The organism is Dictyobacter formicarum (genome assembly GCF_016587435.1).
This window is the reverse complement of record NZ_BNJJ01000026.1, coordinates 65456-91091: the sequence shown is the minus strand read 5'-3', so window position 1 is coordinate 91091 and position 25636 is coordinate 65456. Positions and strand designations below refer to the sequence as shown.

The window sequence follows — 25636 nt, the reverse complement described above, 5'->3', positions numbered from 1 at the left end:
TCTTCACTCCTTGCTTATGACTCCATCGTCTTGCGTATGTTGCAGCCCTCCCTGGCTTCGGCAGACATCCAGGGAGAATGCTGTCATGCTATCCTGCTCACATATTCTTTACATCCTTATATTCGCATTTAATTATAAAGACATCACAATGCTCTAAAATCCGACAATCTGCGGGCTTTTTTTTTGTGGATAAGTCGAAAATTGATGCAGGTGATCCAAAGAACCATACAGTTTGGGATACGGGAGATAGCGTCCATAGCTGCTCCACTGCCTTTCAGGGTTGCTCGCCTGCTGAACTATGATGTAGATGACGTTTTTTTCTCTTCTATCTGTGTTGTATGCTTTTAATAGCATGTGTGTAATAGCATGCATGCATGCTGTTTAGAATGATGTGCTTGTGATAGTGCAAGATACATGCTAGTGATGAGATAGAAAGGATGAATGATGGCTCTTATTGAATTTGGTTGGATGCCTCCTGTGGGGAGCGATAAACAATCTCGCCATGAATTTATGGCGAACCTCCGCCACGGCCTGGCCTTGATTGGGGGCCACTTCGATTCTGTCTGGTTCCCTGACCACCTGCAGTTTGAGGATCGTCCATTTCTGGAGGGCTGGACCACGTTAACCTACCTGGCGGCCCTGGAGCCACGGCTAAAGGTTGGCCATATCGTGCTCTGCCAACTCTTTCGCAATCCGGCCTTGCTGGCCAAGATGGCGGCAACCCTGCAATACCTGACGGAAGGCAACTTCATTACAGGTATCGGCGCGGGCTGGCAGGAAGAAGAATGTAAGGCTTATAATATCCCCTTTCCTGGCCCGGGGCAGCGCGTCGAGGAGCTAGATGAGGCGCTCCAGATTATGAAGAAGCTCTGGCGCGAGGATCACGCGACGTTCGAGGGCAAGTATCATCGCGTCACCAATGCGTTTTGTCAGCCTAAGCCTGAACCTATCCCACCTATCATGGTTGCTGCCTTTCAGCCGCGTATGCTCCGCATGGCGGCGCGCCATGCGGACTGGTGGAATATCACCTTCAGCGATCTCGCCAAAACCAAAGAGCTGGTTAGCAAGCTCGATGAGGCCTGCCAGGCCGTCGGCCGCGACCCCAAAACCATCCGCCGTACCGCCATGATCGGCTGTTACTGTGCGCCCAACGAACGCAAGCTCAAAGAACTCACCGACAAGCATACCGGCCCCTTCGGCCTTGGCCTGGTCGGTACTCCCGCGCAACTCGTAGAGCAATTCAAACCCTTCATCGACCTGGGATTTGACTACTTCATGATCTCAGCTGGCGGCTTCCCGGACCCCACTACCCTCGAAATGCTCGCCCATGAAGTTTTACCCGCCCTAAACGCTCGATAAAATCATAGAAGCGCCCCTTGTGGGCAATACATTTCATTTAGACGACAATAAGAAGAGAAAGCAACAAGGAAAGAGAAAAACCGCACCTACGGTTTTTCTCTTTCCTTGTTGCGTTTGGTCCTTCGATGTTCTCATAAATGAAATGTATTGGGGCAAGCTATGAACGTTTGCGTGATATGGTGGTTTTATGGGTGTTTCGTTTCCCATTCCTGGTAGACGCGTGCGATCTGGCGGATATGACGCTGTTGATGGAGCACGAGAAAGTAGAGCCATTGATAGAGGTCCATCCTGCCGAGATCCTGTACCGACATGCGCGCCGTATACAGCGCGCCCTCGCCGTGCTCGATGTCCGTGAGGACACGCACGCAGTTTTGATATTGCTCCTGGACGCGCGCCCGTACCTCTTCCAGTGCAACCTTGCGGGTTGGCTCCATATGTTCCGGCCTGATCCAGGGAAAGGCATCGGGATGCCCGATCGGCTCCAGGCGCGTCAAATCGCTCTCGCCTGCTGGAATCGTCTCTCCCTGCGCAGCCTTCCTCAGAGCCTTTGCGCATCCCTTATTGATGATGATTAGCAGGTAATGGCTGGTCAAAGTGATATGTTCAAGGATCTCGTTGATGGACCATCCCCCGTCTTGCGGCTGATACGCACGGCTCTCTTCTGGCATTCCACACCAATGATCGATTTCAGCCACCGTTTCTGCCAGGGCCGTTTGCAGTTTTTGTATGGTTTCGGTATATGGCATATATAGAGCTTCCTCCTACAGTCACGCAATGGCATTTTGAACTCTTCCACTATACTATAGAACGGCAAGCATCTTGTCTAGAAATTTCTAGCATAAAAAGGATAGAACGTTTATCATATGTTGCTATCACATAGAAATTTTTTGTGGTATGGGAAACAACTACGCTTATGGCTGTTGAATCGTGTAACAAAAAAGATATAAGGATGTGTTTCTTCATGATGAACGTGAAACCTTGTGCCGCGTGGGCCGAAAAGTTGAATTCCAGCCATAATGACGCTCTTTCGGACCGTGAACTGGCTGAACTAGAGGCGCATATTGCGACCTGTGCTGACTGTGCGGCCGCGCAGGCGCAATATGCTATCCTGACACACCGTACCCATAACGTCAATGTCAATGGCATGCTTCCAGCCCCAACGGATCCTGATACGCATGCCCGCCATGATCAGCACGAACCAGCCAGTGATGCATCTCCTTCTGCGATTGGCATGCTACAGAGCCAGAAAGCCATGTGGGCCAGACGGAAAGCGCGGCGCGTCCGAACAGTGCTTGAAGTGGTCGCCTGTATTGGCGTACTTGTATGTGTGCTGCTGGTCTTGCTGGCCATCTTTCATCCGGCTGGCCTGTTCACCGCTCCAGGCGGACAACCTGCGCGGATACCCGGCGTGCTCCAGCCCATCCCTGCTGCGGGCTTTAACGTGGTTGGCGATCCCACCATCAGCGCTAAACAGATCAATGCTATCCTGGTTTACTATCACTCGCCAGCCGCGGGCAAGGGACAGGCCCTCTACGATCTTGGCGTGCAGTATCATATTGATCCCGTGGTGGCCCTGGCCTTTTTTCATCATGAAAGCACCTTTGGTAAATTCGGCGAGGCCAGCTATACGCACTCATTGGGCAACCTGCGCTGTATGCAAGGTTATCCCTGCGTGGATAAAAAAAGAGGTGGCTACGCCCAGTTTGCCAGCTGGGAAGACGGTTTTGCGGCCTGGTATAAACTGATCCATAATTTGTATGTTACGCAGTGGAAACTCACCACGGTCAACCAGATTATCTCTAAGTATGCTCCCGTCAAGGATAAAAATGCCCCTTTGCACAGGAACTATGTCGCCTTCATTAACCTGGACATCGCGCTCTGGCGCAGCGGAAAGGTGCACCCCTAGCATGCCTCTCCTTAGGTGAACTTCTTACTATGTGTCGCTTCCCCGTATTAAACCTTCTTTATGAGCATACGAAAAATGTTATGTAATATTTCAATTTTTCCCTAAATCAGCCAATGCAAAAATATCTACTAAAAAAATGTCCACCTGGCGTATTTCATTTAGAAATAAAAAGGGACGACTGTAAATCAATGTAGGGAAGTAACAATTCAGTTTGGATTAGGAGTGGATCCTTTTTAGGAGGAACTATGCCTGGTATACCAACTAATTTTGTAATCGCGGATCTCGTTTTTGACGCATTGCGTAAGAGAGGGGCGCCACAGGCCAGTTTGTTAGACAATGCAAATAATCTCCCTTATGCTTACCTGGGGGCGATTGGAGCATCCTGGGGCGATTTTATGGCCGCACGGCCAGAGATTGGCGCCAAGAGCCCTAATACCCCCTACTTTCAGGCGTGGTTGCCCGTTCTGAAACTGATTGCCGGTGCGGCTCAAGGTAGCAGCCCTGCCAGCAACGGTGTCTACCGGGATCTAAAGCAGTTGCGCGATACGCTTAACAAGCTAGGCGGTGTTATTAAAGACAAAAAAAAGTTTGCTTTGCTGGGAATGCAGGATGAACTGAATCAATTGAACGGTGTCATCAACGCCCTTCAAAAGGAAATTGGGGGACTTAGCAGCTTACGCAATACTATTGGGAAGGCCATTGCTACTGGCGCTCCCTCTGTGAAGGTTTCCCCTTCTAATCAGTGGCAGCCGCGTGATACGCTGCACGGTAGCCATAGCGGCCGTTTCCTGCAAGCCTTGCAAGAAGCGGCAGACGCGAGCAGCGATGGTCGTTTGAAGGCTTATGCACTGGGTGCGACGGTGGGCTATGCCGCAGCCCTGTGTGGCAATCCTTATGTCAATAATGTGGTGGGCGCGCCCTATCGCAACCATTGGTGGCGTCACCGTTGGATTGAGACCCACATCGATACCTGGGTGCATGGCTATTATGCCTCAGGTGGGAGCAGCACTGTTCAGTTTGATAACAATGATATTCCTACCCCTTTGTATACGAACTGGCCAAACCTCTGCGAAGCCAACCTGCATAAACGTATTGAACTGCCCGGGATAGACCTGGATAGCATACTGCAAAGTCTGCATGATGGAACCGCTTCCCCGGCGGTCTTGCCCCAGGTGTTCCTTGATTATTGGAAGAATGCCTACACAAAGGCGTACGGCCCTATTGCTGCGACGGTGACCAGTGGCATAGATGATATGGGCTTGCAGAGTGCTTATGCCATGACCTGGCTGGTATTATGGCTGCAAACCTCGGGTGAGGTCATTCCCTGTATGCCTCCGGATCAAAGTAATGGTCCCGATAACTGCGGCGCCCGCCCGCCCTGGGTAGCTGCTGATGGATCCGTGGTGGTGGGTGGAACGGTAACTCCCCCGCCTCAGCCAGCCAAAGATACCAATCCTAGTGTGCCCGAGATTGTTAGTGGCATCCTGTTGGCCATGCTCGGCGTGGTACAACTGATGACCGGCTACCTCTCTGGTGGTATCGCGGACATCGTGGCGGCGGTAGCCCTGGTTGCCGACGGCGTGACCGATCCCGATTGGGAACAGCTACGCTGCTATCAAGGCTGGGTAATGGTCTTTTTTTACAGCCTCACCAATGCTCTGCATGATATGCTGAAATGGAGCGGGCTGAGCTTCCCCTACACGATGGAACTGGCGCATGACCAGTTTGCGCGCCAGTTTGGAGGAAAGATAGAACCTACCGATGCTGCCCTGAATACCGCGCGCAGCAGGCGTCGAGAGAATGGCACATATCCTGCCTCCCATTGGAACCCACCGCCGCCGCCCAATGCCAGCAACTGGCCCAATCCTCCAACTGAGCCTGTGGAACTGCCTGCAGAGACCATTTATCCCTTCGACCTTACCTGGCCTTTCCATTTTGTGGATGGCCTTCAATTTGCCTCCACCACCATGCCACCAAAGCAGATCAATCCTCTGTTTAGCCTGACATCTGTGCCACCCGCTCCACCCGCTCCACCTCTGGTGCATGACAAGAATGAGTGGCAGGCACGCCGAGATCGGATCAATAAGGCCAACGCTACCAACGAATTCTTTGGGAACGCCGTCGATGTCAGCTTAGAACTGCTTCTAAGCACGCAACCGGCAGAGTTTTTGGATTGGGACCTGGATGGGGATGCCGGGATCGGCTTTCCTACCTGGCTGCTACCCACGCCGGGCGCGGCACGAAGCGCAGCCATACCTGAACCCGAGCCATAGGATTGCCGCAAGGATTGCTCTTGTCCATAATTCATGAGGAGGATCTATGCCGCAAACGTTTCACCATAACGACGAGCCACGTGCTGAGGAAGGCCAACGTGGATATACGCCGTACCTATATATCCCCTACAATGGAACCGACACTGGCAATCGGCCTCTGGGGCCCAATATTAAATTTTGGGGCTCGCCCCATATTGCTGTCAGTCACACTGACCAGTATGGCAATGTCGTACCCGGCCAGCCGATTACCATTACTGCGCGTGTGTTCAATGGTGGTTTGAAGCCAGCCTTGCCCTTCATCACTGTCCAGTTTTTTGTGTTTAACTCGTCCCTGGCATTTACCACTGCTAATAGCCTGTTTACTGCTACCATTCAACCTACAAAACAGATACCTTCCAAGGGATATATAGAGGTCTCAAGCCCCACACCGTGGATTCCAGAGCCGGTTGAAAACGGCCACCCCTGTATCGTCGTGCAATGTAGCACACCGGAGGAAGGGACAGATAGCCTGAAATTTCCTTTTTTCGCGGCTCTGGATCGCCATGTTGCCCAGCGCAACATGACTGTCGCGAACCCGGTTGCCGGGCAAAAGCTGATATTACACGCGGGAAACCCATTTCATCAGTCATTGCCCTGCACTCTGCGCGTATCCAGCCTGTTGATACATGGCAAGTTTGAGGAACTGCGCAGAACCGATGTAGGGACATTGATGACGTTGTTGGCTAACGTTCAGCCGGGTGCGCCTGGTAATCTTTTAGAGCAGCGTTTAGAAGTGCGGACAAAGGATATCAGTGGGGAAGGCCTGGATGTGCGCCTGGAGCAGATAGAGCACCAGGACGTGCCGGGGGACCAGGGTGAGGTTATTACTCTTGATCGCTACTTGCAACAACGCATGCAGAGCGATCCTAACTTTGATCCACAATCCCTTGGTAAAGTACTAGGCGAATTCGTGCTGGAGCCACGCACAGCCAACAACTTGCTGATCGCTGTCGCTCCGACTGATCTAGGTGGAGCTGACTATATCGTGCATCATTTCACGCAGGTTGTTGAGAATTGCCCCATCGGTGGCTACACCCTGGTAGTACCACCTATGAATTTTTAGTTAAAAATAGTTAAAAAGCAATGGCCGTGTTTTCAAATGAAATCATAGGGAGATTTCATGTAACACATATGGCAGAACTCGTAGATGTGGGACTCAACCCTCATATCTACGAGTGCCATTGCCTTATGGCACGGAGCTTATCTGGATTGAGGATGGTGTAGACGTGTTGGACCTTGTTGCCGACCACGGCCAGGAGAATGATGCCGTATGGGCGATTGTCCTGGTAGCCGACGATGGCGGGCTGGCCGTTGATCTCTTCTATGCGTGTCCACACGCCCGCAGGCAGAAAGCGCATTCCACCCAGCATGCCGCGCGTTACCTTGTCCGCGCCAGCAACGGGCTTGAGCCCGGCTCGCACCTTGCCGCCGCTATCAGCGGTAAAGACAACATCCTCGGCTAGCAGGGTCAGGAGTCCCTGCATGTCGCCATTGAGGCTGGCGCTCAGGAACTGACTGGTCAGGCGCTCCTGCTGCTCGTGCGAGACCTCGAAGCGCGCGCGGTCCTGCTCCAGATGCTGGTGGGCGCGGCGCAACACCTGGCGGCAGTTCACCTCACTTTTCTCTACGATCGCCGCAATCTCAGCATAGTCATAGTCGAAGACGTCGCGCAGCAAGAAGACCGCGCGCTCCAGCGGTCCCAGCTTCTGTAGCATGATCAGAAAGGCATAGGACAGTGATTCATCCAGTTGCACGCCCTGGCTCAGGTCGGGATACTGCTCCAACTGCAATGGTTCGGGCAGCCAGGGTCCAACATACACCTCCCGTTGGGCCCTGGCCAGGCGCTCGTGGTCGATGCAGAGCCGCACCACCACCGTCGAGAGATAGGCTTTAGGCGATTGTACCGCCTGCTGGTCTGTTTGCAGCCAGCGCACAAAGGACTCCTGCACCATATCTTCAGCATCGCTGACGCTACCCAGCATGCGATAGGCGATTGAAAAAAGCAAAATGCGGTATTGATCGAATATTTGCTCGCTATTGTTTGAAACGGTCAACTGGCGAACTCCAGTATACATACACTTATCTCTACCTTTTTATTATAACATACCCATCTTCGCACCTTTTCTGGCCAGGCGACCATCCTGTAGCAGCAGGCGAGCAACCTGGCGTGCGCTACCCAGGCTGGCATCGGCCAGAAAGCCTGGCCCGATCCAGTCCCCGGCCAGCAACAGATGCTCGATGCCCGGTACCTGGGGTCCGGGACGTCCAGCGTAGCCGCTGGGACGTCCATCGTAGCCGCCGGCAGCAGTCGGCAGCATCCCGATCGCCATCATGTGTGGCAGAAAGACGCGTTTCACGACCAGCTCGCGCCATCCTGGCTGTACCGCATCCAGCAAGGCTTCCAGCTCACGCTCATCCTTCTGTGGGTCACCGGGATGGACCGGGTCCAACTGCTTGAAGGTATGGATGACAGCCCCACCGGTGGGCGCGACTTTAGCGTAGAGCGACTGCGCCGTCAAAAAGCACGGACTCCCGGCGTCCTGGACGACCGGATGCGTGGGATCGGGCAGGCGACGCAAGGCCACATCCAGACAGGCCACACGCGCCGGCAGCAGATCTTTTACGATGTTCTGTAATGGTGCATACGTGCCCGCGTCAACTAGCTTGAGTGCCTCCTGCGGCGTGGTGGCGATCACCACCGCCTGCGCCCGCACACGCTGCCCATTGGAGAGCCGGACGCCCCGGACCCGACCATCCTCATACTCCACCGCCTCAACGCGGCAATTGTTGATCACATATGCCCCCGCCCGTACGGCGGCCTGGCGCAGTCCCTCCACCAGCGTCTGCCACCCCCCATCGATATACAAAACAGGATGCTTGAGCAAGAGCTGCAGCTTGGTGATCAGCACCTCCGCGCTGACCAGCTCGAGCGCCGAACTATACACATTGGTACAGGCAAACATCAATAAGAACTCACGTACCCGTGGACGCCTGGCTACCTGGAGCACCCAGTCCCGCACGCTCACGCGCGCAAACTCCTGCGCTTTCAGCCCGGGAAGCTGCGCAAACAAACGTCCCAGCTCCACTTTATCGCCAAATCCCAGCAACTGCGTCTTCAGCAGCGACTGCACGCCTCTGGGAAACTCATACAGTTTCCCTTCCCGTAACATATACACCGCCGTTGGACTATGGCCGCTATAAGGAATAGCCAGCTCCCGCAACACCTCCTCCATCGCGCCCCCGGTGTAAAGCGCATGCACGCCTCGATTCAGATGGAATCCATCGTAGTCTGTGGTGGACGCTCGCCCACCCAACTCTGCCGCCTTTTCGTATAGTCTAACATCAGCTCCCTCCCTGGCCAGGTAGCAAGCCGCGCTCAAGCCAGCCAGACCGCCGCCAACAATCACCACATCTGCTTGCTGCAATTCCTCTTCACTCATCGTACAACTCTCCTCTTTCTATCTTTTTATTGATTCTGAAAATTTCTGCACACTAGACGGAAGAGTGTTGATGTTCGTGACAGTATGCAAGTTTTTCTACATCAGATGGTTAAAATCGTGCTGTTCGATGCGATAGAAGCTCCTGGTATGCTCGTGATCCTTTTTATCGTACAGATGGGTCATTCCTATCTTCTCCATTACTCGTCTGGATGCTCCATGCTGTGATAACGCGAAACCCATGATGGCAGGGAAGCCTGCCTCCTGAAAGCCATAGGCAAGCATCGCCCGCCCGATTTCGGTGGCATATCCTTTCGTAGGTGCGCCCCTTGCGGGCGCTTGCTCGCTTCCCGCTCGAAAAAGGACAAAAAAAGCGATTTGATCAGGTGCATAACATTCTTATTGTTTGTTTTTCGAGCATGGAGGGTAAAAGCGCCCGCAAGGGGCGCACCTACGAGCCCTTGCTCCTGAGTTTACACGAATGCACGAAATTTTGCCATGTATGGGTTTTTCGAGATCAACACAACTCTCCTTTCTCGTCCAGGTGAAATGTATTGCGCCTCATCCGCCTTTCTGACTTGCAGGGAGGAGGGAACTTTCTTGCGCTCGTTTGCGTCTATTTATTTGCATAAGGGAATTTCCGATAGCACGATCAATAGAAAGTAAAAGAAAGCATGGAGTGTAAATCATGGATGAAAAGCTTGCTTCGAGGTCGTCACGCAAAACCTCAGGACTCCGCTGGTGGAGCATTTTCTTTATTGCTATTGTCGCCTGTGTATTGATTGTCGGCTGGGCGGTTGTTTCACAGGGGGCACATCAGTCAGTGATTGCCAACAAAGGGACAAACGTGATATCCAGCAAGAGCACGACGCCGCAGGATTTGTATGTTGGCTATAAAGATACAGTGTATCGACTGAGCGGACAAAACGGTGCTGTTGTCTGGCAGCATGCACTGCAACAGCCATCAAAGCCCAACCGTATCGATGGCAGTAGCATGCAGGTTCGGGTTATGAATCAGAATCTTATCTATGTGATGCTTGAGAACACCGTGTTTGTGCTCAATGGCAGCGACGGCACAGAACTCTGGCAGTATGCGGTCAGGCTGACCCCGGCCCAGTTGGCCGAGCCCCGGGCCTACATCATGAATGTGGTCTTTGATCAGCAGCGGGTGTATATTGATCTCGCCACTGGCGACGTCCTGGGTTTTGACATGCAGACCGGCAAGCAACTCTGGCACGAGGTCAAATTTCCCAATGGCGCAAGCCTCTCGGCCTTTGATGGCGTGCTCTACGCAAAATCAGCAAATTCACAGGGACATCCTGTGATCTATGCCATTGATGGCACAACCGGTCGGTTCCTCTGGCACTTCCAGCGGGAGATGTGGGGAAACAGCTCATTTGACCCTCCCACCGTGGTGGATGGCGTTCTCTATGATGCTGGCAACCCGCTCTATGCTTTGGATGTCCATACGGGCAAGAAGCTCTGGGAACAACGCCTCTCAGACCGATCGAGCTTCTTCAATGATCTTCATGTGATGAATGGTAAATTATATGCCAATACAAGCGCAGCGGTAGCAACTACAGGCATAGCAACAACTGCCAAACAGCCGCCGACCCCACCGCCTTCTTTCCCGCTATATACCTTTGATGCAAAGACGGGGAAATCGCTATGGCAGTCTCAACCGGGATACCAGGAACTATTGATGAATAGTGATGCCATCGTTGTTCTATCAAATGCAGATAAGAATAATAGCAAAACGCTACAGCTACTTGATCCGCAGCGTGGTGTTGTGCGCTGGCAAACCACATTATTGACGCCAATCTGTGGTGCTGATCTTCTCTGTGCACCCCCAATTGTGCAAATCACAGACGGGAAACTTCTGATCCTTGATGGCAGCAACCAATCGCGCACCTTGCGTGAATTTGATTTGCAGAGTGGGAAGCTCCTGGTACAACATCCTGTCTCTCTACCTCTCAAAGAAGGACTCGGGGAGAGCCTGTTGAGTAATGGTCGCCTGTACGTGCAGACCGGCGTCCATGAGGATGGTACCGATAACGCTGGTAGTAGCAAATCCTTCTGGAACTATAACCTCTACGCCATCGATATCGCCAATGGCAAGACGGCGTGGCAATACAAGATAGGCAAGCTGCTAGAATATCAGGACCCCATTTCGCCGCTCGTCCTTGCTTCATAGCATAGCATCAGCCCGGCTCCTGAAAATGGGGCTGGGCTGACCCACGTACAAATGCAGTGTCTAGAGGTGTACTGTACCCACGTTAACGCTCTGGGCTCCATCCGTACCAGTCCAGCACATGTAGACTCCGTCGAACAGGTTCGGCGTATAGGGGGTGGTTTGAGTCGTGTATACAGGGTTTTGAATAAAGGAACTGCCTTCGTAGATGCCCAGGCGGATGTGAGAATCACTGGCTGTGCGCCAGGCTATCCTGGCATCTGGTGCCGGAACACCTGCTTGCGCAACACCAACTGGAAGCTGGCTCGTCGAGGCCAGGGTGACCAGTGGGTTCAGGTTCAGTGGGTTCTGCGGATCATAGCGCCCAACCACAATATTAGAGTTGGCCCCCGTATCCTCCCAGAACACTAACAGGTACATATTCGCGGCAGCCAATGACGGGCTCGTTCTGAGCGCGGCATTGTAAGTGATTTTCGAGCCGAAGCTGCTGCCATCGACCGAGGTCATGATGTTTAACTGCCCATCGGTACCTCTCCAGCTCAGGAACAGACGGCCATTAAATGCAGCCAGTGCGGGAGCATTGTTGGATGTCTCTCTCAACGTCACTTTGTTCGCCAGGACCGATGGATTGGCCATGTTATAGCGACCAACATTGAGTTGATGATTGGTTCCCAGCCACCCGACGTAGAGATTGTTGTAAAAGGTGACCAGACTAGGCCCTTGCCCCACCAGGGTGGTATCGGTCAGCACCTGTGCGGGACCAAAGCTACTGTTGGACGGATTGTAGGTCATCAGGTTCAGATTATGAGCGGCATTCCTACCCGTCCAGCCAACATACAATGTTCCGTTAAACTGTTCCATCACGGGAGCAGCGTCAGCGCTTTGTCTGGAAACCGCCGCCGGAATAAGTGGAGCAGAAGAGCTAGCATGCCCTGTGCCCGCGGTGACGAAGCTAAGAGACAAGAGTGCAAGCAGAAGCGGCAATACGACCCTGCACCCTACCAGGACAGCGTGCTTTGCTATGCCCTTCATATTAGCAACGTTGCTTAACATAGCAAAACCTCCTTATTTAACTATGAGCCATGACAGGCTTTTCCTGTTATAAGGATAAACGACGGAGGTCACGCATATATCTCAATCATTTATCATAGGTTCGGGCCTTGCGCCCGATTTCTCTATCTCGGCGGAAGCACAATAATGACCACCCTTGTCAGACCGGGAAGGTGAATTGCGCCTGTTCGGCTACCAGGGGCGAGCTATCGTGCTGGTACGTTTGCAGGCGTTGAATGTATTCGTCATTCCAGCCTCTGGCCTGTCGGGTTTGCGCGAGCAGGGCGGACAGCGCCAGGCGGCGCAGGCGTTCATCGGCCTGGGTCGCCAGTGCCGCCTCCAGTTCTGCCAGGTTGGCATCTGGACGTCGGCTGATCTGGTCGATCAGACCTTCGGCGGTGACCAGGGCATCGGCATGCAGTTGCGGTCCCAGCTGAATTATTCCCTGTATTACCTCCGGCCAGGGTAGTCCCCAGAACAGGATTTTGAGGCGCCAGGTAATGGTCAGCGGATCCTCGGCCAGCACGGCCTGGATGATGCGCGTCGTTGGCAGCAGGTGTTTGCGGCCAATGTAGAGCCTGCTCGCAAAGGCGTCGATAGTACTTTGTAGAGCCTGGCGGTCCTTGAGCAGCTGGCGTACGGCGTTGCCGATCAGGGTGGCATCGTTGCCGGTATAGATGGCGAAAATCGCGCGGGCGGCCGTCGAGCGCTCATCTGGCAGCTTCGATTGCATCAGCTGTAGCAGACGAGCATGCAAGGCGTGTTCGGGATCGCGGAACGGAAATGCCGCGCAGCGGTTTAAGGTGGCGATGCGGACCTCTGGATCGGGATGGACCAGCAGGATGGTGAAGAGGTTGGTGAGCTGCCTTTGTGCCTTGAGCGACATACCACCAACTGGAATGTTGATCACGCCAAGGGCCGGGGCGCTGTCAGGCGATTGAGCCGCCTGCGTCAGCACATCCCATGTCTCATCACGTTCCAGGTAGGGCCAGAGCGCGCGCAGCAGCGCTACCCTGACATCCCGGTGCAGATCGCGCTGTGTCAGGCTCAGTAGTTCGTGGTAGGACTCCTCTGTGGCGAGGTCGCCGATCAGGCGCACCACTTCTTTGGCTACGGTGACCTGGTTGAACGGCATGTCACGCAACAGACTGAGCGCCTCTTGCGCGGGCATGGTGAGCAGGATGCGGCGCAGGGCATAGATCGCCACGCGGGCGCGCTCGTCGTTCATAGCCTCAAACAGGGCCGGTACGCCCTGCCCCTCATCCAGTTGGCTCAGGGCGCGCAGGGCCGTGTCGCGTACCGGCTGGCGCTGATCGCTGGCAAACTGGATGACGAAGTCCGGGTCAATGGAGGGCATGGCGGCCAGGCGCTTGATGGTGCTTTGTAGGGTCGGCGTCGATTGTGCCTCGTCGCGGGTCAGGGCCAGCAGCGTACGGGCAAAGATCTCCTGCTGCTCGGGCGTCCAGCGATAGAAACCATCGTACAGATTCAGCACGATATGGATTTGGCCGCTGGTGAACTTGCCCTTGAAGGTGCGTTGCCCCAGATAGGGCGTGAGCAGATCCTGGCGGTGTCGGTGTAGCCAATTATAGATTGTCGGGATAATGATATAGCTCTCGTCGCGCTCTAGTAAGGCGGGGACCAGCGTGAGCAGCCGTTTGTTCTGGTAGAGCTCCAATAGGTTGGAGATCGTGGTCGCCACGTTCAGGCTCCGCGTCTGCTCAAGCAGAGTTACGAAGATATTCGCTAGCTCATCGAAGACGCGCAGGCGGCGACCAAAGATCAGGCCCAGCGTTAGCAGATGGTGCTCTTTCTCGCGAACCTGCCAGGCCTGCAGCAGCGGGAAGAGCGCGGACGCGATATGGGGGATATCCTTATCTGAAAGTATATGATCGAGTTGATAGCTATTGACCAGTCCGCGTTCCCGGTAGACGATGGCTAGCTGTCCGGCACACCATGCAGGATAGAACGGTAGCAGGCGTATGAGCAGTTTGCCAATGGAGCGCGCCGTAGGCTCTGACAGGTCGGAGGCATCCAGGGCGTCGCGAATAATCTGAGCCAGCTCTGGTAGATGCTCCTCGCGCCAGCGCCCGTAGGGCAGCTCGGCCAGCGCCGCCAGCATCTCGCGCCTGACCGGATCTTGCTCATTGCGGCGATTACGCACCAGCTGCAAGGCATCTGGGATATATGCCGCCTGGTAGCGCGTCGCCTCAAGCAGCGTCTGTAGCGCCATGGCGCGAGCCTCGGCCTCATTGGAGCGCAGCGCGCTATCCAGCACCACACGAGCCTCATCCCAGGGCAGGAAGGCAGCGTAACGCAGGCGTACTAGCAGACGCGTCGCCAGGGCTGGTAGTTCCAGATGGCGGCGCGCCTCCTGAATGCGCTGCTCGGTTGGGAGGGCCGCCACAATTCCAATGTGAAGCACCCCTTCATCGTTGCGCCAGCCGCGCCCGAAGGCGTGATAGAGGGCCAGCCGCTGTTCTGGTCTGAACCTTTTGAGAGTGTAAGGGCTGATCGAGATCGAGCGGCGCGCCACCAGTGCCAGCAGCCTCTCCGTATCCAGCTTATGGGCCACTGCATTAAAATTGGCCGAGACCGTTTCATCGGCGGCCAGCACCAGCTCAGCCATCTCCTGTGGACGCTGACGGATCAACGGCGCGATGCTCAAACGACCCAGGGGCGTATGCTTGATGCTTGTGCGCACCAGTTCCAGTGCCAGGTCCGGCCTGCACTCGGTCAGCGCCGGTAGCGTTGCATTGATGAGGTGCAGGAGCGGCAGATCGCGGGTCGTGACCCAAGCGCTCTGTTGCTGCAAATATGTAAAGGCCAGCTCTGGATGCAGGTGTATCAGGCGCTGCCAGTGGGTCAGATCAAAGCGCTCTAAGACCTGTTCCAGGTGGCGTCGCACCAGCTCAGGGGAGCCAAAGGGCAAGAAGCGTCTGAGCTGGGCATCCTGGTGTGCCGCCAGCTTTTCCAGATAGGCATCTACAGGAGCCTGCCGACCACGTGCGATGAGGCGAGAGATCAGCGTCATCTTCAGGTCCAGGGCAAGCCGCTCCAGCAGTTCCTGGATCTGTGTGTCGCTACACAGCAAAGGAACCAGCCCCGTGGTCAGCGAACGCACGCTGCGCGATGGATCCAGCATGGCCTGTTGCGCCTGCTCCGCGTCGCGGCTGCCATAGCACGACTGCACGGCCAGCGCACGCTGATAGACATCGCCCTGTCCCAGGGCCGCAATCGTCTGCCGCACGCTCTCATCGCTGGCAGCCAGCCGACCAACCTCAACCATCCGACGCATCCGTCCCGCATGCGTCATCGTCGCGCATTCTTGCAATAATAGCTCAGGCGTCATAACCGATCTTCTCCGTCCCATGCTTGTTTGTAGCGTTTAAATATATGATATTATCTATTTTTGCGTATGATAATGGAGATTACCAAAGCTGTCAACAATCACTGCTCCACAATGTTTCACTCCCAATAGGAGAGAGTCGGCTGTCCAGTGTCCAGGCCCTCCAGATCGAGATTCCTGCACTCGGCGAGACCATTGCTGTCGATGTGAAACATATCTATGCCTGGGTGCGAGAGAACAAATTTCGCGTGCATTATTGCCACCACTGCATGCCTTGCAAGAGGAATGAGTACAAGCGTGCAATCCTAGAGCATCACACAAAAGCCGATAGATGCTCCCACGTCGCCTTCCTTCCAGCTATTTGTCCTAAAATTTGCATGCACTAAGTATCACTATAACTTGCGCATAGAGCAACACGAGGACCATTATGCTTGCTCCAATGGTATATAAGCTCGCCCTACCGGAACTAAAAAAGCTCGCCACCTTGCAATTCTTTAAAGGGTTGAGGGGATCATAACAAACATTCTGCTCGCTATTCAGTGGGAGATTTGCTCGTTTTTGCGCTATCCCGGTAAGTGAAGGCGTTGTTTTGGTTGTGAATTTAACCGAAGAAACATAATAATTACTATCTTTTGTTCTGTGCCTTTTTCGATCTATCACAATTCCAACGGTTGTCACTCCTCGTCGTGCCAATTGCCAGGGATAGATGATCCATTGTACGACACACGCATATAACATAATCAGTATCACTCCTGTGCCAATGAACCAGAGGCTCCCCTCGTTCCGCTCACGTGGCCGACTCCCAAGAACGTTTGGCTGAGCGTACGGGGAATACCAACAGGTTATTGTCTTCGATGTGTGAACCTGGCTGGAGTCGGGGAGTGAGAGATAATCAGGCAAACCAGGTACCAGACTAAGAGTGCCGACGGGGCCTTGAGCAACAACCTGGTTGTGTGCATTGGTGATCCTGTAGGTAATAGAGCTTGCATCATACCCTGTCCTTGTAAGCGTACAGGAATCCTGCTGAAAAGTTCCATACACATAGTAATGCAAATATACCAGCGAAGAGGTCATCAGAATGAAGAGAAGTGATATCGCGACAGGTACACTCCATGCTGGAATGCGAGGTGATGGAACTGGTGAGCCACAAACATGACAAACATGCTCATGTACTGGAAGCGGTGTGCCATCTTGCGGGCAGAATTTGAAGCGTCCCTTGTACGTTGACTCATTCATATAAATATATAATCCCTTTTTCTGCTCAAGCTATTTAAGCGAGACAGAGAATGTCTCTGGATGCTTTATTTCTCTACCCTTTCTAACGCAAAATCAACAAATATATCAAAAGTGCAAAAATCTCTAGTGAGAAAAGAAGGAGGACAGTGTATTTATGACCACACCGCTCGCCATGTGTTTCGGCACTTTACATCAGCGAACATGGAAAGAATGAAAGGCCCCGCTATCTTGATCCATTGCTATCATCTCTTACTGTCGTTGCATCGCCTTTGACAAGGGCATTCAACTTTTTAAAGAAATCGACTGAGAGAATACAGCCGACCCTCAATAGGGGATGCCCTTGATTCATGGCAAAACGCCGACCTTACCACACGTATGGCACCAATCGATAGTGTACCTTCTGGGTGTATTCGCTATAGCCTTCTAGCTCTTGCTTGAGCATCTTTTCTTCGTCGAGGATGCGGAAGGCGAGCACGATTATGGCAGGGATGAGGATGACAAGCCCCCACCAGGAGCCGAGCGCAAGGGGGATGCCTACCATCATGATCAGTACCCCTACATACATAGGGTGCCGCACGATCCCATAGAGACCGGTGGAGATGACTTTCTGGCCCGCCTCTACCGTGATGTTGGCGGCCGCATAACTATTCTGGATGACCACCAGCATAGTGATACCAAGCCCAATCGCTACCAGAGCATCTCCAATCACTGAGATAGCCGCTGGCACTGGCGACCAGCCAAAACGATGGTCGAGGGCGCTGAATACCATTACCGCTGGCAGCGATAGGAGTCCGATAGAGATGATAACTTTCTGCACTGTCCTGGTTTCCGCCGCTGGCCCGGCATGCATCCGTCGCTCAAGGGCCGCCGGATTCTTCAGAGCCAGGTAGATGCTCGGAAGACTCGTTGCGAGGGTAAAGACGGCGATGAATACCCATGCTTGCCAGTAATTGAATGTCCACGCTGGCAAAAATAAAAGCAACCCAAACACTACTAGTCCAATAAGCGCTGTTCCTACTGCTTGCAGACCAGTTTTCATGACCTTCTCTCTTTCCTTGATTAATAAAAAGATGATCTGACTATTAATTATAGTCAACAAATTGCTCCTGTCAAGATCATTCAATCATTCTTTCTGGTCCTTTCAAAAGGCAATGAGGTAGGCTGGTTGCCTGATTTCTGCTAATACGTTATATTATTGGAAAATGCGCCAGAATAGGCAAATGTCCCTACTGGTGATGGGCACCTTCTTTCGTGATAGAACAGAAAGAAGATGCGCTATCTTTTGCCGGGTAGGGCCTGTGCGACCAATAAATAATGAACGATAAAGGATGGCCGGGACGATAGCAAGCATGAAGCAACAGCAGAAGTTGAGCCTCTTCTACTCCTATGCGGCCGCTGACAGTGCATGGTGCGATCGCCTCGCCAGGCATCTCAGCCAGTTCAAGCGCGATGGGCTGATCGAGGAGTGGTCCCACCACGAGGTTCTGGCCGGGGCGGATCGTACGCAGGCGATCGACCAGGCTATCGGCTCGGCGCACATTATCCTGTTGCTGATCAGCGCCGATTTCCTGGCGTCGGACGCCTGCTATCTGGATGAGATGCAGCACGCCCTTGAGCGCCACCGGCACGGAGAGGCCCATGTTATCCCGATCATCGTGCGTCCCTGTGATTGGGAGCACTCGCCCTTTGCGCATCTCCAATGCTTGCCGCGTAACGGTCTCCCTGTCTCTCGCTGGGAGGACCAGGACGAGGCCCTGGCTGGCATTGTGCAGGAACTGCGCAAGCTGATTGACCAGCAACGTGTCCCTCAACCTTCCCAGTCTGATCGCATGAGGCTCAATCGTGGCAGACTCCTCAAGAGCGTGCGCGCTACCTGGATTGAGGGCCTGCTTGAAAGCTCACTGCACCAGGCAGCCCGGCTTGATCTGCGTCTTCAGGAGCAGGCGGATGCGCTGGAGAATCCGTGGCGCTTTCAGGTACAGGAGCTACACCAGGAGCCGCGCCCTTTGCCCCTTGCCACCAGTATCGTCGAGGTTTATGACGAGGCAGATGGTGCGCTACTTATCCTGGGAGAGCCGGGCTCCGGCAAAACGACGCTCCTCCTCCAACTGGCCCGCACACTGCTGGATCGCGCTGAAGCCAATGAGCGCCTTCCCATTCCCGTGGTATTCAATCTCTCATCCTGGGTTCAGAAGCAAGGGCCGTTGACCCGCTGGCTGGTCGAGGAGCTAAAAATAAGGTACAGGGTGCCGCACCAGGTCGGACAGCGCTGGATTGAGACCAATCAGATCCTGCCGCTGCTCGATGGGTTGGATGAAGTGCCCCCAGAGGTCCGCGCCACCTGTGTCGAGGCTATCACCGCCTATGAAGATAAACATTCAGAGCAAGTGGATGCGTTTCCAGTCGTGTGCTGTCGCAGCCAGGAATATCAGGTGTTGCCCGTGCCCCTCCCGGTGCAGCGCGCTGTCAGCGTCCTCCCTTTGAGGGACGAGCAGATCGATCAGTATCTTTCCTCCAGTGGAGGGCGGTTGGATGGACTCCAGCAGGCGCTGCGCGAGGATGCCGACCTCTATGCGCTGGCACACCGGCCGCTGATGTTGAATGTTTTTACGCTGGCCTATCAGGGCGTAGCTGCGGAGGAACTGCTCGTGGGATTAACACAGGAGCAGCGTATCCAGCAGATCTTCGGTAGGTATGTCGGGCGCATGCTCTCGCGCAGACGGCCACTACCACCCTGGATGCAACAAGATTTTCTCTCCTGGTTGGCCTCGCTCGCCAGCTATGCCCATCGGCAACAGCAAACCGTCCTGATGGTGGAGGATCTCCAGCCCGCCTGGCTCACAGGCAGACGGCGATCCTGGTATCGCTGGAGCCTTAGACTGGTCGTAGGTCTATATTTTGGGTTGTTCTTTGGACTGCTTGGTGCCCTGTACTTTGTGCTGTCCGTCGGGCTCTCCTTCTGGCTGTCTGGGATGCTGCTCAGTGGGTTGTTGGGTGGGCTGGGTAGTGGACTTGCCTTCTGGCTGGGCTTCGAAGGAAGCGCCGATACGATACGACCCGCGGAAGTCGTTACCTGGTCCTGGAAAAACATGCTGCAGAGGTTGTACCTGGGACTGGGGGCCGGGCTGCTCTTCGGCCTCATTGCCGGGCTGAGTCTTGGCTGGCCGGGTGGACTGCTCCTCGGCTTGCTGGTGGGATTGCTCGGTGGCTTCGGCGCTGGATTTTCCCAGGGGCAGCTGGCAGAGCGAACCTATCCCACGCCCAACGAAGGCATCTGGCGCTCCGCCAAAAATGGCCTGCTGGTCGGGCTGTTCGCCGGACCGGTCTTTGCGCTGACGTTGGGATTGGTGCTTGGACGCTTCGGCAAGCTGAACGAAGGACTGCTCGCTGGCATCGGCATCGGCCTGGTGGGAGCGCTGCTCTTCGGGTTGTTTAGCTTCATTCAGCACTTTCTCCTCCGCTTCTTCCTCTGGCGCCTCAACAACCTCCCCTGGAAGCTTGTTCCTTTTCTGGATGAAGCCGCGGAGAGGCTGCTGCTGCGCAAAATAGGCGGCAGCTATCTCTTCGCGCACCGCCTCCTGCTTGAATATTTCGCCACGCTCTCTGAGTTCCCATCCATAGACTACAGCGAGGAAGAATCGTGATTGTCTCACGTATACGACAAGCGAACTGAGCTATGTAACGTTTTAAGGGTATACTTGAATCTTTCTAATTTTCTCTCGTATACTCGCACTCGACGAGTACCTCTACGATTGAAGAAGGATCTAGGCATATGGCCTACACTCTAGACTTTGAGAAACCACTGGCGGATCTTGAGAGGCTAGACCTGCGCTACCAGAAATACCGCGCCATCGGACCCGTTGGCACCTTCACCGCTACAATCGACAACCAACAATAGGTTCGGGCCTCGCGCCCAATACATTTTATTTATGCAAATGGGAGGCAAACGCACCAAGAAAAGAGGAATCCCATAGGTTCGGAGCTTGCCTCCGATTTGCCCCACCGTTTGTGGGGCCCCGGATCCCAGCGTTGAGGTCCTTTCTTGCCTATCACCTCGACCCACGCGGTGCCCAAAAGGACCCTTCGCTTTTGGGTACCATGTCATGCCACGAGCAGCCGAACGACGAACGAGCATGCCGGGGGCATGACGAGCATGCCGGGGGCATGATCATAACACAGGGCTGCCACGCTGCGGCGGGCGGCAAGCTGGGGCAAGGAGATGATGTTCCCAACATCCTCGCCAACACCTATGGGGCTCCTCATTTATCACATGTTTTGGTGGTGGGCCGCCCCCGATGGCATGCGGTTGCGCAGGTGTTGGGGCAGGTTGAGGACGGCAATGCCCGGCCGGAAGAGCAGGGCCGTCTTCAGGCGCAGCGCGGTCTGGTTGTGCAGCGGATACTCCCACCAGTGCGAGACGACAAACTCTGGCAGGATGACGGTTAAGATGTCTTCGGGATGGCGCTGGTGCATGACGTCGATGTAGGCGAGCAGCGGGCGGATCAGCGAGCGGAACGGCGAAGCAATAATCAGCAGGTGTACTCCTTCGTCGGCGGGAATCTGTTGCTCCCAGCGCTCCCAGTCAGCGCGCAGCTGGTTGGTGTGTTCTTCATCAACATCTACATGTACGGCCGTGACGTCGTTGGCGATCGAGCGCGCATAGGCCAGGCTCTGGATGGTCGCTCGATCCAGGCGATCGATCGGTATGATGACGCGGTGGTGAATGTCCTGGGGCCGCAACGGCAGGTCAAAGGTGCGCTCCTGCTCCACCTGGTGATAATGGCGCGAGATGCTCTGGAAGAGCCAGACCATTACAGGAACCAGGACAACTACGATCCAGGCGCCCTCCACAAATTTCGTGGTGGCCACAATCATAGCAACCAGGGCTGTGGTCAGGGCGCCGGTCCCGTTGATGATCATGCTGCGCAGCCAGCCCTTTTGTGTTGCGCGCAGCCGCCACCAGTGTACCACCATGCCTGATTGTGAGAGCGTAAAGGCGATGAAGACGCCGACCGCAAACAGATTGATCAGTGCGTTCGTGTTGCCTTTGAAGACCACCAGCAGGAGTCCAGCAAGCGTTGCCAGCGCGATGATGCCGGAGCTAAAGGCCAGGCGGTCGCCACGAAATGAGAACATCAAGGGCAGAAATCTATCACGCGCCAGCAGCGAGGCCAGCCGGGGAAAGTCGGCATAGCTGGTCTCCGCTGAGAGCGTCAGGATACCCAGAACGGACAACTGGAAGATGGGGAATCGGTATACCATTTGAAATGGCCTCAATGCCCGTCATGGCCGAACAACCGGTGGCAAATGAGCGCAGCAGCACAAAAATCGTCAGCGGCTCAATCGCCTGCACGGTTGGCACAAAGTGTCCAATCAGAGGCTGATGGTTAAAGACATAGGCTTTGGTCAGGCCTACGCCAATCAGCAGGAAAGCACTGACGATGAAGAAGTAGGTTGGCAGGGCAAAGATGGTGCCGGATTCTCGAATGCCGCGCAGGTTGAGTACCGTCATCACCAGGACCAGCGTCAGGTCCATCAGAATAACATAGGGTTGTAGGGATGGAAAGAGCGAGATGATATTATGCACGCCTGCCGCTACGCAGACCGCCACATTCAACACATAATCGATCATCAGCGCCGCCGCTGCTACCAGTCCCGGGAGGGTGCCGAGGTTCTCGCGCGCCACAATATAGGAGCCGCCACCATTGGGATAGGCCGGAATGGTCTGGCGATACGAGAGCGTGACCACGACCAGCAAGGCCAGGATAGCCAGGCTAATGGGTAGTGTCCAGGCCAGAGCAGCCGATCCGGCGGCCACCAGATTGATCAGGATCGCCTCAGTGGCAAAGGCGACCGACGAAATGGCATCCGAGGAAAGTACAGCCAGCGCCTTGAATTTAGTCAGGCGCTCCTGATCGGCGCGTGCCGTCGCGAGCGGCACGCCGATCAAGGCCCGCTTCAGCCAGTAGGCCGCCTGCCGCATACTCCCCCTGGGGATCTCGGCCGACTCGGTCGCCTCCAGCGTACCTGTCTTCAAACGATGAAACGGCTGCCTGTCCGGCAATATCATACGTACCCGAGTATCGCCCAACCGACGCCCTTTCCGCTCCTCCATTGGGCCGAGCAAGATAACATCGAAGTCATCTGCCATCTTTGATCCGGCTTGCTGCTGGTCTGGTTGCTGTTCAGGCCTATCGTCAGATGCGTGGAGCGGATTCATCTGTCTCTCCCTCCTGAATTGATCTTCTTTTATAATCTCTATGTTACAGGGCTCGTTACCACCCTATTGTTACTACCCTATTATATATATCATTGTATAGATGATACAGCTCAGGATAGACTAAAGATATATCCACTCTTACTGTAGATAAAAACAAAGAAGAGTTCTCCTCCTGGCCGCCTTGTTCCAGGAGGAGAACTTCGATTTTAAGATTAAGAGAAGAGCTTACGCAGATGGCGACACCATAGCTCACGCCATCAAACTGGCAATATGCTCAGGGGCAAAGAATTCAGCAACTGGTACTGAGCGCTGTAGGACACCGAGATAGCGAGTTGACTCTTCCGGGTCAGCGGCAATAACGCTCAATAGCATCTGCATATCAGGTGGTGGTGGTGCCAGAGCGGCAAACTGCATTAAGAGCTGATACTGTGGCAGGCAACTTTCATTGCGCTCCCGCTCATACGCTGCCAGTGCTTCCTCCATTATTGTCTCTCCGGACAAGCCACGCGTAAGTGCTTTTACCAGCATCTCAGCATCTTCAAAGGCATCAGCAATGCCCTGAGCCAGAATGGGGTCTTTATGATAGCCAGCGTCACCCACCAGTGCCCAGCCAGGACCGTATGGCTTATAGAAGAAATTGGGAACGTGCCCGGTACCGATGAAACGGCCTACTTGCTTTTCTTGATGCACCTGCGTAGCTAGTTCCGGTATCTGGCCAATGAGTTCGTAGAAATGGGTGGCTACATCAGTGCGGATACGCGCAAATTCTTCAATCGGCCACTGAGCGCCAACCATCACCAGATTATCATTCGTGGGAACGCTTACAGCGAAACGATGGGGACGGATATAGGCTTTCAGTCTGGGAACAGTGACATCACTAAAGAAACTAAAGTAGCCGCAGGTCAGGATCGGGTTCACATGGTATGCTTCTGGCTTGACAGCGCGAGCAACAAATGAGTGCACACCATCGGCACCAATCACGATACGCGTTCTCTCAGTCACGGTTGTTCCCTGTGCTGTACGGGCGCGAATGCCAGTAATACAACCATCTTCGTCCATAAGCAATTCTTGAACAGTGGTATTATCACGGAACTCTACCCCGGCCCCCACCGCTGCAGCTACCAGAATAGGGTCCAGCAGATACCGCCGTGGGGCACATGTAAAATCGACTCCATTAACCGGGTAAAAGCTGGCCTTCAGTTCTATTGGGCCCAGGTCAAATGCTGCCGAATATAATTGTGGACAACCGGTTGCCAATACATCATGCAATACGCCCCAACGCTTCAGCAAAGCTACGCCTCGTGGATGGATGAATAAACCAGACATAATATCAGCCGGAAAACGAGCTTTATCGACGAGTAGTACGCGGTAACCCTGGCGAGCCAGCAACATCGCAACCGGCGCTCCAGCACAACGAGCACCAACGATAATCGCATCATACATAGAGATTGTTTTCCCTTTCCTTTTCAGAAGATTCAGCAAATACTCTTTTCATCCAATAAAAATCGGAAGTGGAAGAAAGCCAGCAACCCCTGGCGAAGCATGATGTATCCTGGTTATCTCCTCTTTTTTACTTATGCACATTCGGACAGCGTTTGCTATTTCGATATATCAACGCAAGCTCAGCATTTTTTAGGCCATAAAAAATGAAAATCTTCTATCTTGTAGCAAAAAGATGAAAATTTCATCAATAATATGCTCCTTTCCTCTTTGTCTTTCGACTCCAGATAGGTTGAACGACCCAAACACCTCCTTCTGAGTGTTTCCTGACTGCGCCAGGGGGATATCATCAAGCGTGACACGGCGCACACGAAAGCTGCTATGAAGTGCAAGGTAGAGGGTACGAGGTATGTCCAGAGGCATGTGGTAAAATGACCTACCAAGAGAGCAAATTTTGACGCGAAGTGTGGATCTGTACCGAAAGTGAGCATGACCCTCAAAATCTGCTCGCTCTACACGCTTATTACCGACTTGGTAAAAGCATAACGTACAAAAAAGATATTGCGTTGTGCACGGAAGTGAGGAGACAACTCTATGGAGAGAGTGCTATTCGACTCTGAGACCTATGATCTCCAACTGCGGGATGTGGTGGAGAGCGATCTGCCTATTTTCTTTGAAAATCAACTGGATGCGGACGCGAATCACATGGCTGCCTTTACAGCTAAAGATCCCACCAACCGGGAGGCGTTTATGGCGCACTGGCAACGCATCCTGGGCGATGAGAGCGGGGTCATCCAGACTATTGTGGTCGATGGGCAGGTGGCGGGTAACGTTTCGATCTATAGAGATGAAGAGTTGGATGGGCCGGAGGTGAGCTATTGGATTGGTCGTCCCTATTGGGGCAAGGGCGTCGCCACCAGGGCGCTTTCCGAGTTCCTCGCGCATGTCGTGAAGACGCGTCCGCTGTACGCTCGCGCCGCTAAAGATAATATCGGCTCGTTGCGCGTCCTGGACAAATGCGGCTTCAGTCGTATCGGGGAGGGCAAGGGGTTCGCCAACGCTCGCGGCGCAGAGATTGAGGAGTTTCTGCTTAAGCTAGAGTAGCTGTGTGGCGTAAATTGAGCTGACCGGCCAAT

18 protein-coding genes are annotated in these 25636 nt (G+C 54.1%); 8 read left to right on the top strand and 10 right to left on the bottom strand.

Features of this window, described 5'->3' with window-relative positions; genetic code table 11:
* Nucleotides 1-441 precede the first annotated feature (441 nt).
* Nucleotides 442-1359 carry an LLM class flavin-dependent oxidoreductase gene (locus JMI88_RS32800; RefSeq protein WP_201366247.1) on the top strand — a complete coding sequence of 306 codons (918 nt, stop codon included), beginning with the start codon at nt 442-444 and terminating at the stop codon, nt 1357-1359.
* A 185-nt stretch (nt 1360-1544) separates the two neighbouring features.
* On the opposite strand, the gene JMI88_RS32795 is transcribed toward JMI88_RS32800, so the two are convergent.
* Nucleotides 1545-2105 carry a DinB family protein gene (locus JMI88_RS32795; RefSeq protein WP_201366246.1) on the bottom strand — a complete coding sequence of 187 codons (561 nt, stop codon included), beginning with the start codon at nt 2103-2105 and terminating at the stop codon, nt 1545-1547.
* A 215-nt stretch (nt 2106-2320) separates the two neighbouring features.
* Here JMI88_RS32795 and JMI88_RS32790 point away from each other — a divergent pair, with 215 nt between their 5' ends.
* The 3 genes from JMI88_RS32790 to JMI88_RS32780 all read left to right on the top strand — a co-directional run bounded on the left by JMI88_RS32790 (nt 2321) and on the right by JMI88_RS32780 (nt 6640).
* Nucleotides 2321-3265 (top strand): glucosaminidase domain-containing protein, encoded by a 945-nt coding sequence (locus JMI88_RS32790; RefSeq protein WP_201366245.1) that lies wholly within the window; start codon nt 2321-2323, stop codon nt 3263-3265.
* Between the two features lie 245 nt (nt 3266-3510).
* Nucleotides 3511-5538, top strand: coding sequence for a hypothetical protein (locus tag JMI88_RS32785; RefSeq protein ID WP_201366244.1), 2028 nt, complete (start codon nt 3511-3513; stop codon nt 5536-5538).
* Nucleotides 5539-5584: 46 nt separating this feature from the next.
* A complete protein-coding gene (locus tag JMI88_RS32780; protein WP_201366243.1) occupies nt 5585-6640 on the top strand; it encodes a hypothetical protein in 1056 nt (351 codons plus the stop codon).
* 106 nt (nt 6641-6746) lie between these two features.
* On the opposite strand, the gene JMI88_RS32775 is transcribed toward JMI88_RS32780, so the two are convergent.
* The 3 genes from JMI88_RS32775 to JMI88_RS40970 form a co-directional block, all read right to left on the bottom strand.
* Nucleotides 6747-7652 carry an RNA polymerase sigma-70 factor gene (locus JMI88_RS32775; protein WP_201366242.1) on the bottom strand — a complete coding sequence of 302 codons (906 nt, stop codon included), beginning with the start codon at nt 7650-7652 and terminating at the stop codon, nt 6747-6749.
* A gap of 21 nt (nt 7653-7673) precedes the next feature.
* Nucleotides 7674-9017 (bottom strand): phytoene desaturase family protein, encoded by a 1344-nt coding sequence (locus JMI88_RS32770; protein WP_201366241.1) that lies wholly within the window; start codon nt 9015-9017, stop codon nt 7674-7676.
* A gap of 96 nt (nt 9018-9113) precedes the next feature.
* Nucleotides 9114-9392: a GNAT family N-acetyltransferase gene (locus tag JMI88_RS40970; protein ID WP_373323993.1), complete on the bottom strand. Its 279-nt coding sequence runs from the start codon at nt 9390-9392 to the stop codon at nt 9114-9116.
* A 310-nt stretch (nt 9393-9702) separates the two neighbouring features.
* Between JMI88_RS40970 and JMI88_RS32760 the strand changes: the two genes are divergently transcribed.
* A complete protein-coding gene (locus tag JMI88_RS32760; RefSeq protein ID WP_201366239.1) occupies nt 9703-11208 on the top strand; it encodes a PQQ-binding-like beta-propeller repeat protein in 1506 nt (501 codons plus the stop codon).
* Nucleotides 11209-11268: 60 nt separating this feature from the next.
* Here the strand turns inward: JMI88_RS32760 and JMI88_RS32755 are convergent, their stop codons facing one another.
* From JMI88_RS32755 to JMI88_RS32745, 3 genes are all read right to left on the bottom strand, one after another.
* Nucleotides 11269-12258, bottom strand: coding sequence for a hypothetical protein (locus JMI88_RS32755; protein ID WP_201366238.1), 990 nt, complete (start codon nt 12256-12258; stop codon nt 11269-11271).
* Between the two features lie 157 nt (nt 12259-12415).
* Nucleotides 12416-15607, bottom strand: a complete 3192-nt coding sequence (locus JMI88_RS32750) for a HEAT repeat domain-containing protein (RefSeq protein WP_201366237.1) — start codon at nt 15605-15607, stop codon at nt 12416-12418.
* A 1597-nt stretch (nt 15608-17204) separates the two neighbouring features.
* Nucleotides 17205-17879, bottom strand: coding sequence for a methyltransferase family protein (locus JMI88_RS32745; protein ID WP_201366236.1), 675 nt, complete (start codon nt 17877-17879; stop codon nt 17205-17207).
* Between the two features lie 310 nt (nt 17880-18189).
* On the opposite strand from JMI88_RS32745, the gene JMI88_RS32740 reads away from it, so the two are divergent.
* Nucleotides 18190-20484, top strand: coding sequence for a TIR domain-containing protein (locus JMI88_RS32740; protein WP_201366235.1), 2295 nt, complete (start codon nt 18190-18192; stop codon nt 20482-20484).
* Between the two features lie 128 nt (nt 20485-20612).
* Nucleotides 20613-20738 carry a hypothetical protein gene (locus JMI88_RS40290; protein WP_268906045.1) on the top strand — a complete coding sequence of 42 codons (126 nt, stop codon included), beginning with the start codon at nt 20613-20615 and terminating at the stop codon, nt 20736-20738.
* Between the two features lie 368 nt (nt 20739-21106).
* Here JMI88_RS40290 and JMI88_RS32735 read toward each other — a convergent pair whose 3' ends face one another.
* The 3 genes from JMI88_RS32735 to JMI88_RS32725 all read right to left on the bottom strand — a co-directional run bounded on the left by JMI88_RS32735 (nt 21107) and on the right by JMI88_RS32725 (nt 24503).
* Complete coding sequence (locus tag JMI88_RS32735; protein ID WP_201366234.1) at nt 21107-22102, bottom strand: amino acid permease; 996 nt, start codon at nt 22100-22102, stop codon at nt 21107-21109.
* On the bottom strand, nt 21993-23060 hold the full coding sequence (locus JMI88_RS32730) for an APC family permease (RefSeq protein ID WP_201366233.1): 1068 nt from the start codon (nt 23058-23060) through the stop codon (nt 21993-21995). Before JMI88_RS32730 ends, JMI88_RS32735 begins: the two co-directional genes overlap by 110 nt.
* A 249-nt stretch (nt 23061-23309) precedes the next feature.
* Nucleotides 23310-24503 carry an FAD-dependent oxidoreductase gene (locus JMI88_RS32725; protein ID WP_201366232.1) on the bottom strand — a complete coding sequence of 398 codons (1194 nt, stop codon included), beginning with the start codon at nt 24501-24503 and terminating at the stop codon, nt 23310-23312.
* A gap of 591 nt (nt 24504-25094) precedes the next feature.
* Here JMI88_RS32725 and JMI88_RS32720 point away from each other — a divergent pair.
* Complete coding sequence (locus JMI88_RS32720; protein ID WP_201366231.1) at nt 25095-25604, top strand: GNAT family N-acetyltransferase; 510 nt, start codon at nt 25095-25097, stop codon at nt 25602-25604.
* Nucleotides 25605-25636: the final 32 nt, after the last annotated feature.

Coding starts and splice junctions, on each gene's coding strand:
- JMI88_RS32730 (WP_201366233.1), bottom strand. CDS start 23,060: ATGAATCCGCTCCACGCATCTGACGATAGGCCTGAACAGCAACCAGAC.
- JMI88_RS32735 (WP_201366234.1), bottom strand. CDS start 22,102: ATGGTATACCGATTCCCCATCTTCCAGTTGTCCGTTCTGGGTATCCTG.
- JMI88_RS32800 (WP_201366247.1), top strand. CDS start 442: ATGATGGCTCTTATTGAATTTGGTTGGATGCCTCCTGTGGGGAGCGAT.
- JMI88_RS32720 (WP_201366231.1), top strand. CDS start 25,095: ATGGAGAGAGTGCTATTCGACTCTGAGACCTATGATCTCCAACTGCGG.
- JMI88_RS32785 (WP_201366244.1), top strand. CDS start 3,511: ATGCCTGGTATACCAACTAATTTTGTAATCGCGGATCTCGTTTTTGAC.
- JMI88_RS32740 (WP_201366235.1), top strand. CDS start 18,190: ATGAAGCAACAGCAGAAGTTGAGCCTCTTCTACTCCTATGCGGCCGCT.
- JMI88_RS32795 (WP_201366246.1), bottom strand. CDS start 2,105: ATGCCATATACCGAAACCATACAAAAACTGCAAACGGCCCTGGCAGAA.
- JMI88_RS32770 (WP_201366241.1), bottom strand. CDS start 9,017: ATGAGTGAAGAGGAATTGCAGCAAGCAGATGTGGTGATTGTTGGCGGC.
- JMI88_RS32775 (WP_201366242.1), bottom strand. CDS start 7,652: ATGTATACTGGAGTTCGCCAGTTGACCGTTTCAAACAATAGCGAGCAA.
- JMI88_RS32760 (WP_201366239.1), top strand. CDS start 9,703: ATGGATGAAAAGCTTGCTTCGAGGTCGTCACGCAAAACCTCAGGACTC.
- JMI88_RS32790 (WP_201366245.1), top strand. CDS start 2,321: ATGATGAACGTGAAACCTTGTGCCGCGTGGGCCGAAAAGTTGAATTCC.
- JMI88_RS40290 (WP_268906045.1), top strand. CDS start 20,613: ATGGCCTACACTCTAGACTTTGAGAAACCACTGGCGGATCTTGAGAGG.
- JMI88_RS32745 (WP_201366236.1), bottom strand. CDS start 17,879: ATGAAAACTGGTCTGCAAGCAGTAGGAACAGCGCTTATTGGACTAGTA.
- JMI88_RS32755 (WP_201366238.1), bottom strand. CDS start 12,258: ATGTTAAGCAACGTTGCTAATATGAAGGGCATAGCAAAGCACGCTGTC.
- JMI88_RS32725 (WP_201366232.1), bottom strand. CDS start 24,503: ATGTATGATGCGATTATCGTTGGTGCTCGTTGTGCTGGAGCGCCGGTT.
- JMI88_RS32780 (WP_201366243.1), top strand. CDS start 5,585: ATGCCGCAAACGTTTCACCATAACGACGAGCCACGTGCTGAGGAAGGC.
- JMI88_RS32750 (WP_201366237.1), bottom strand. CDS start 15,607: ATGACGCCTGAGCTATTATTGCAAGAATGCGCGACGATGACGCATGCG.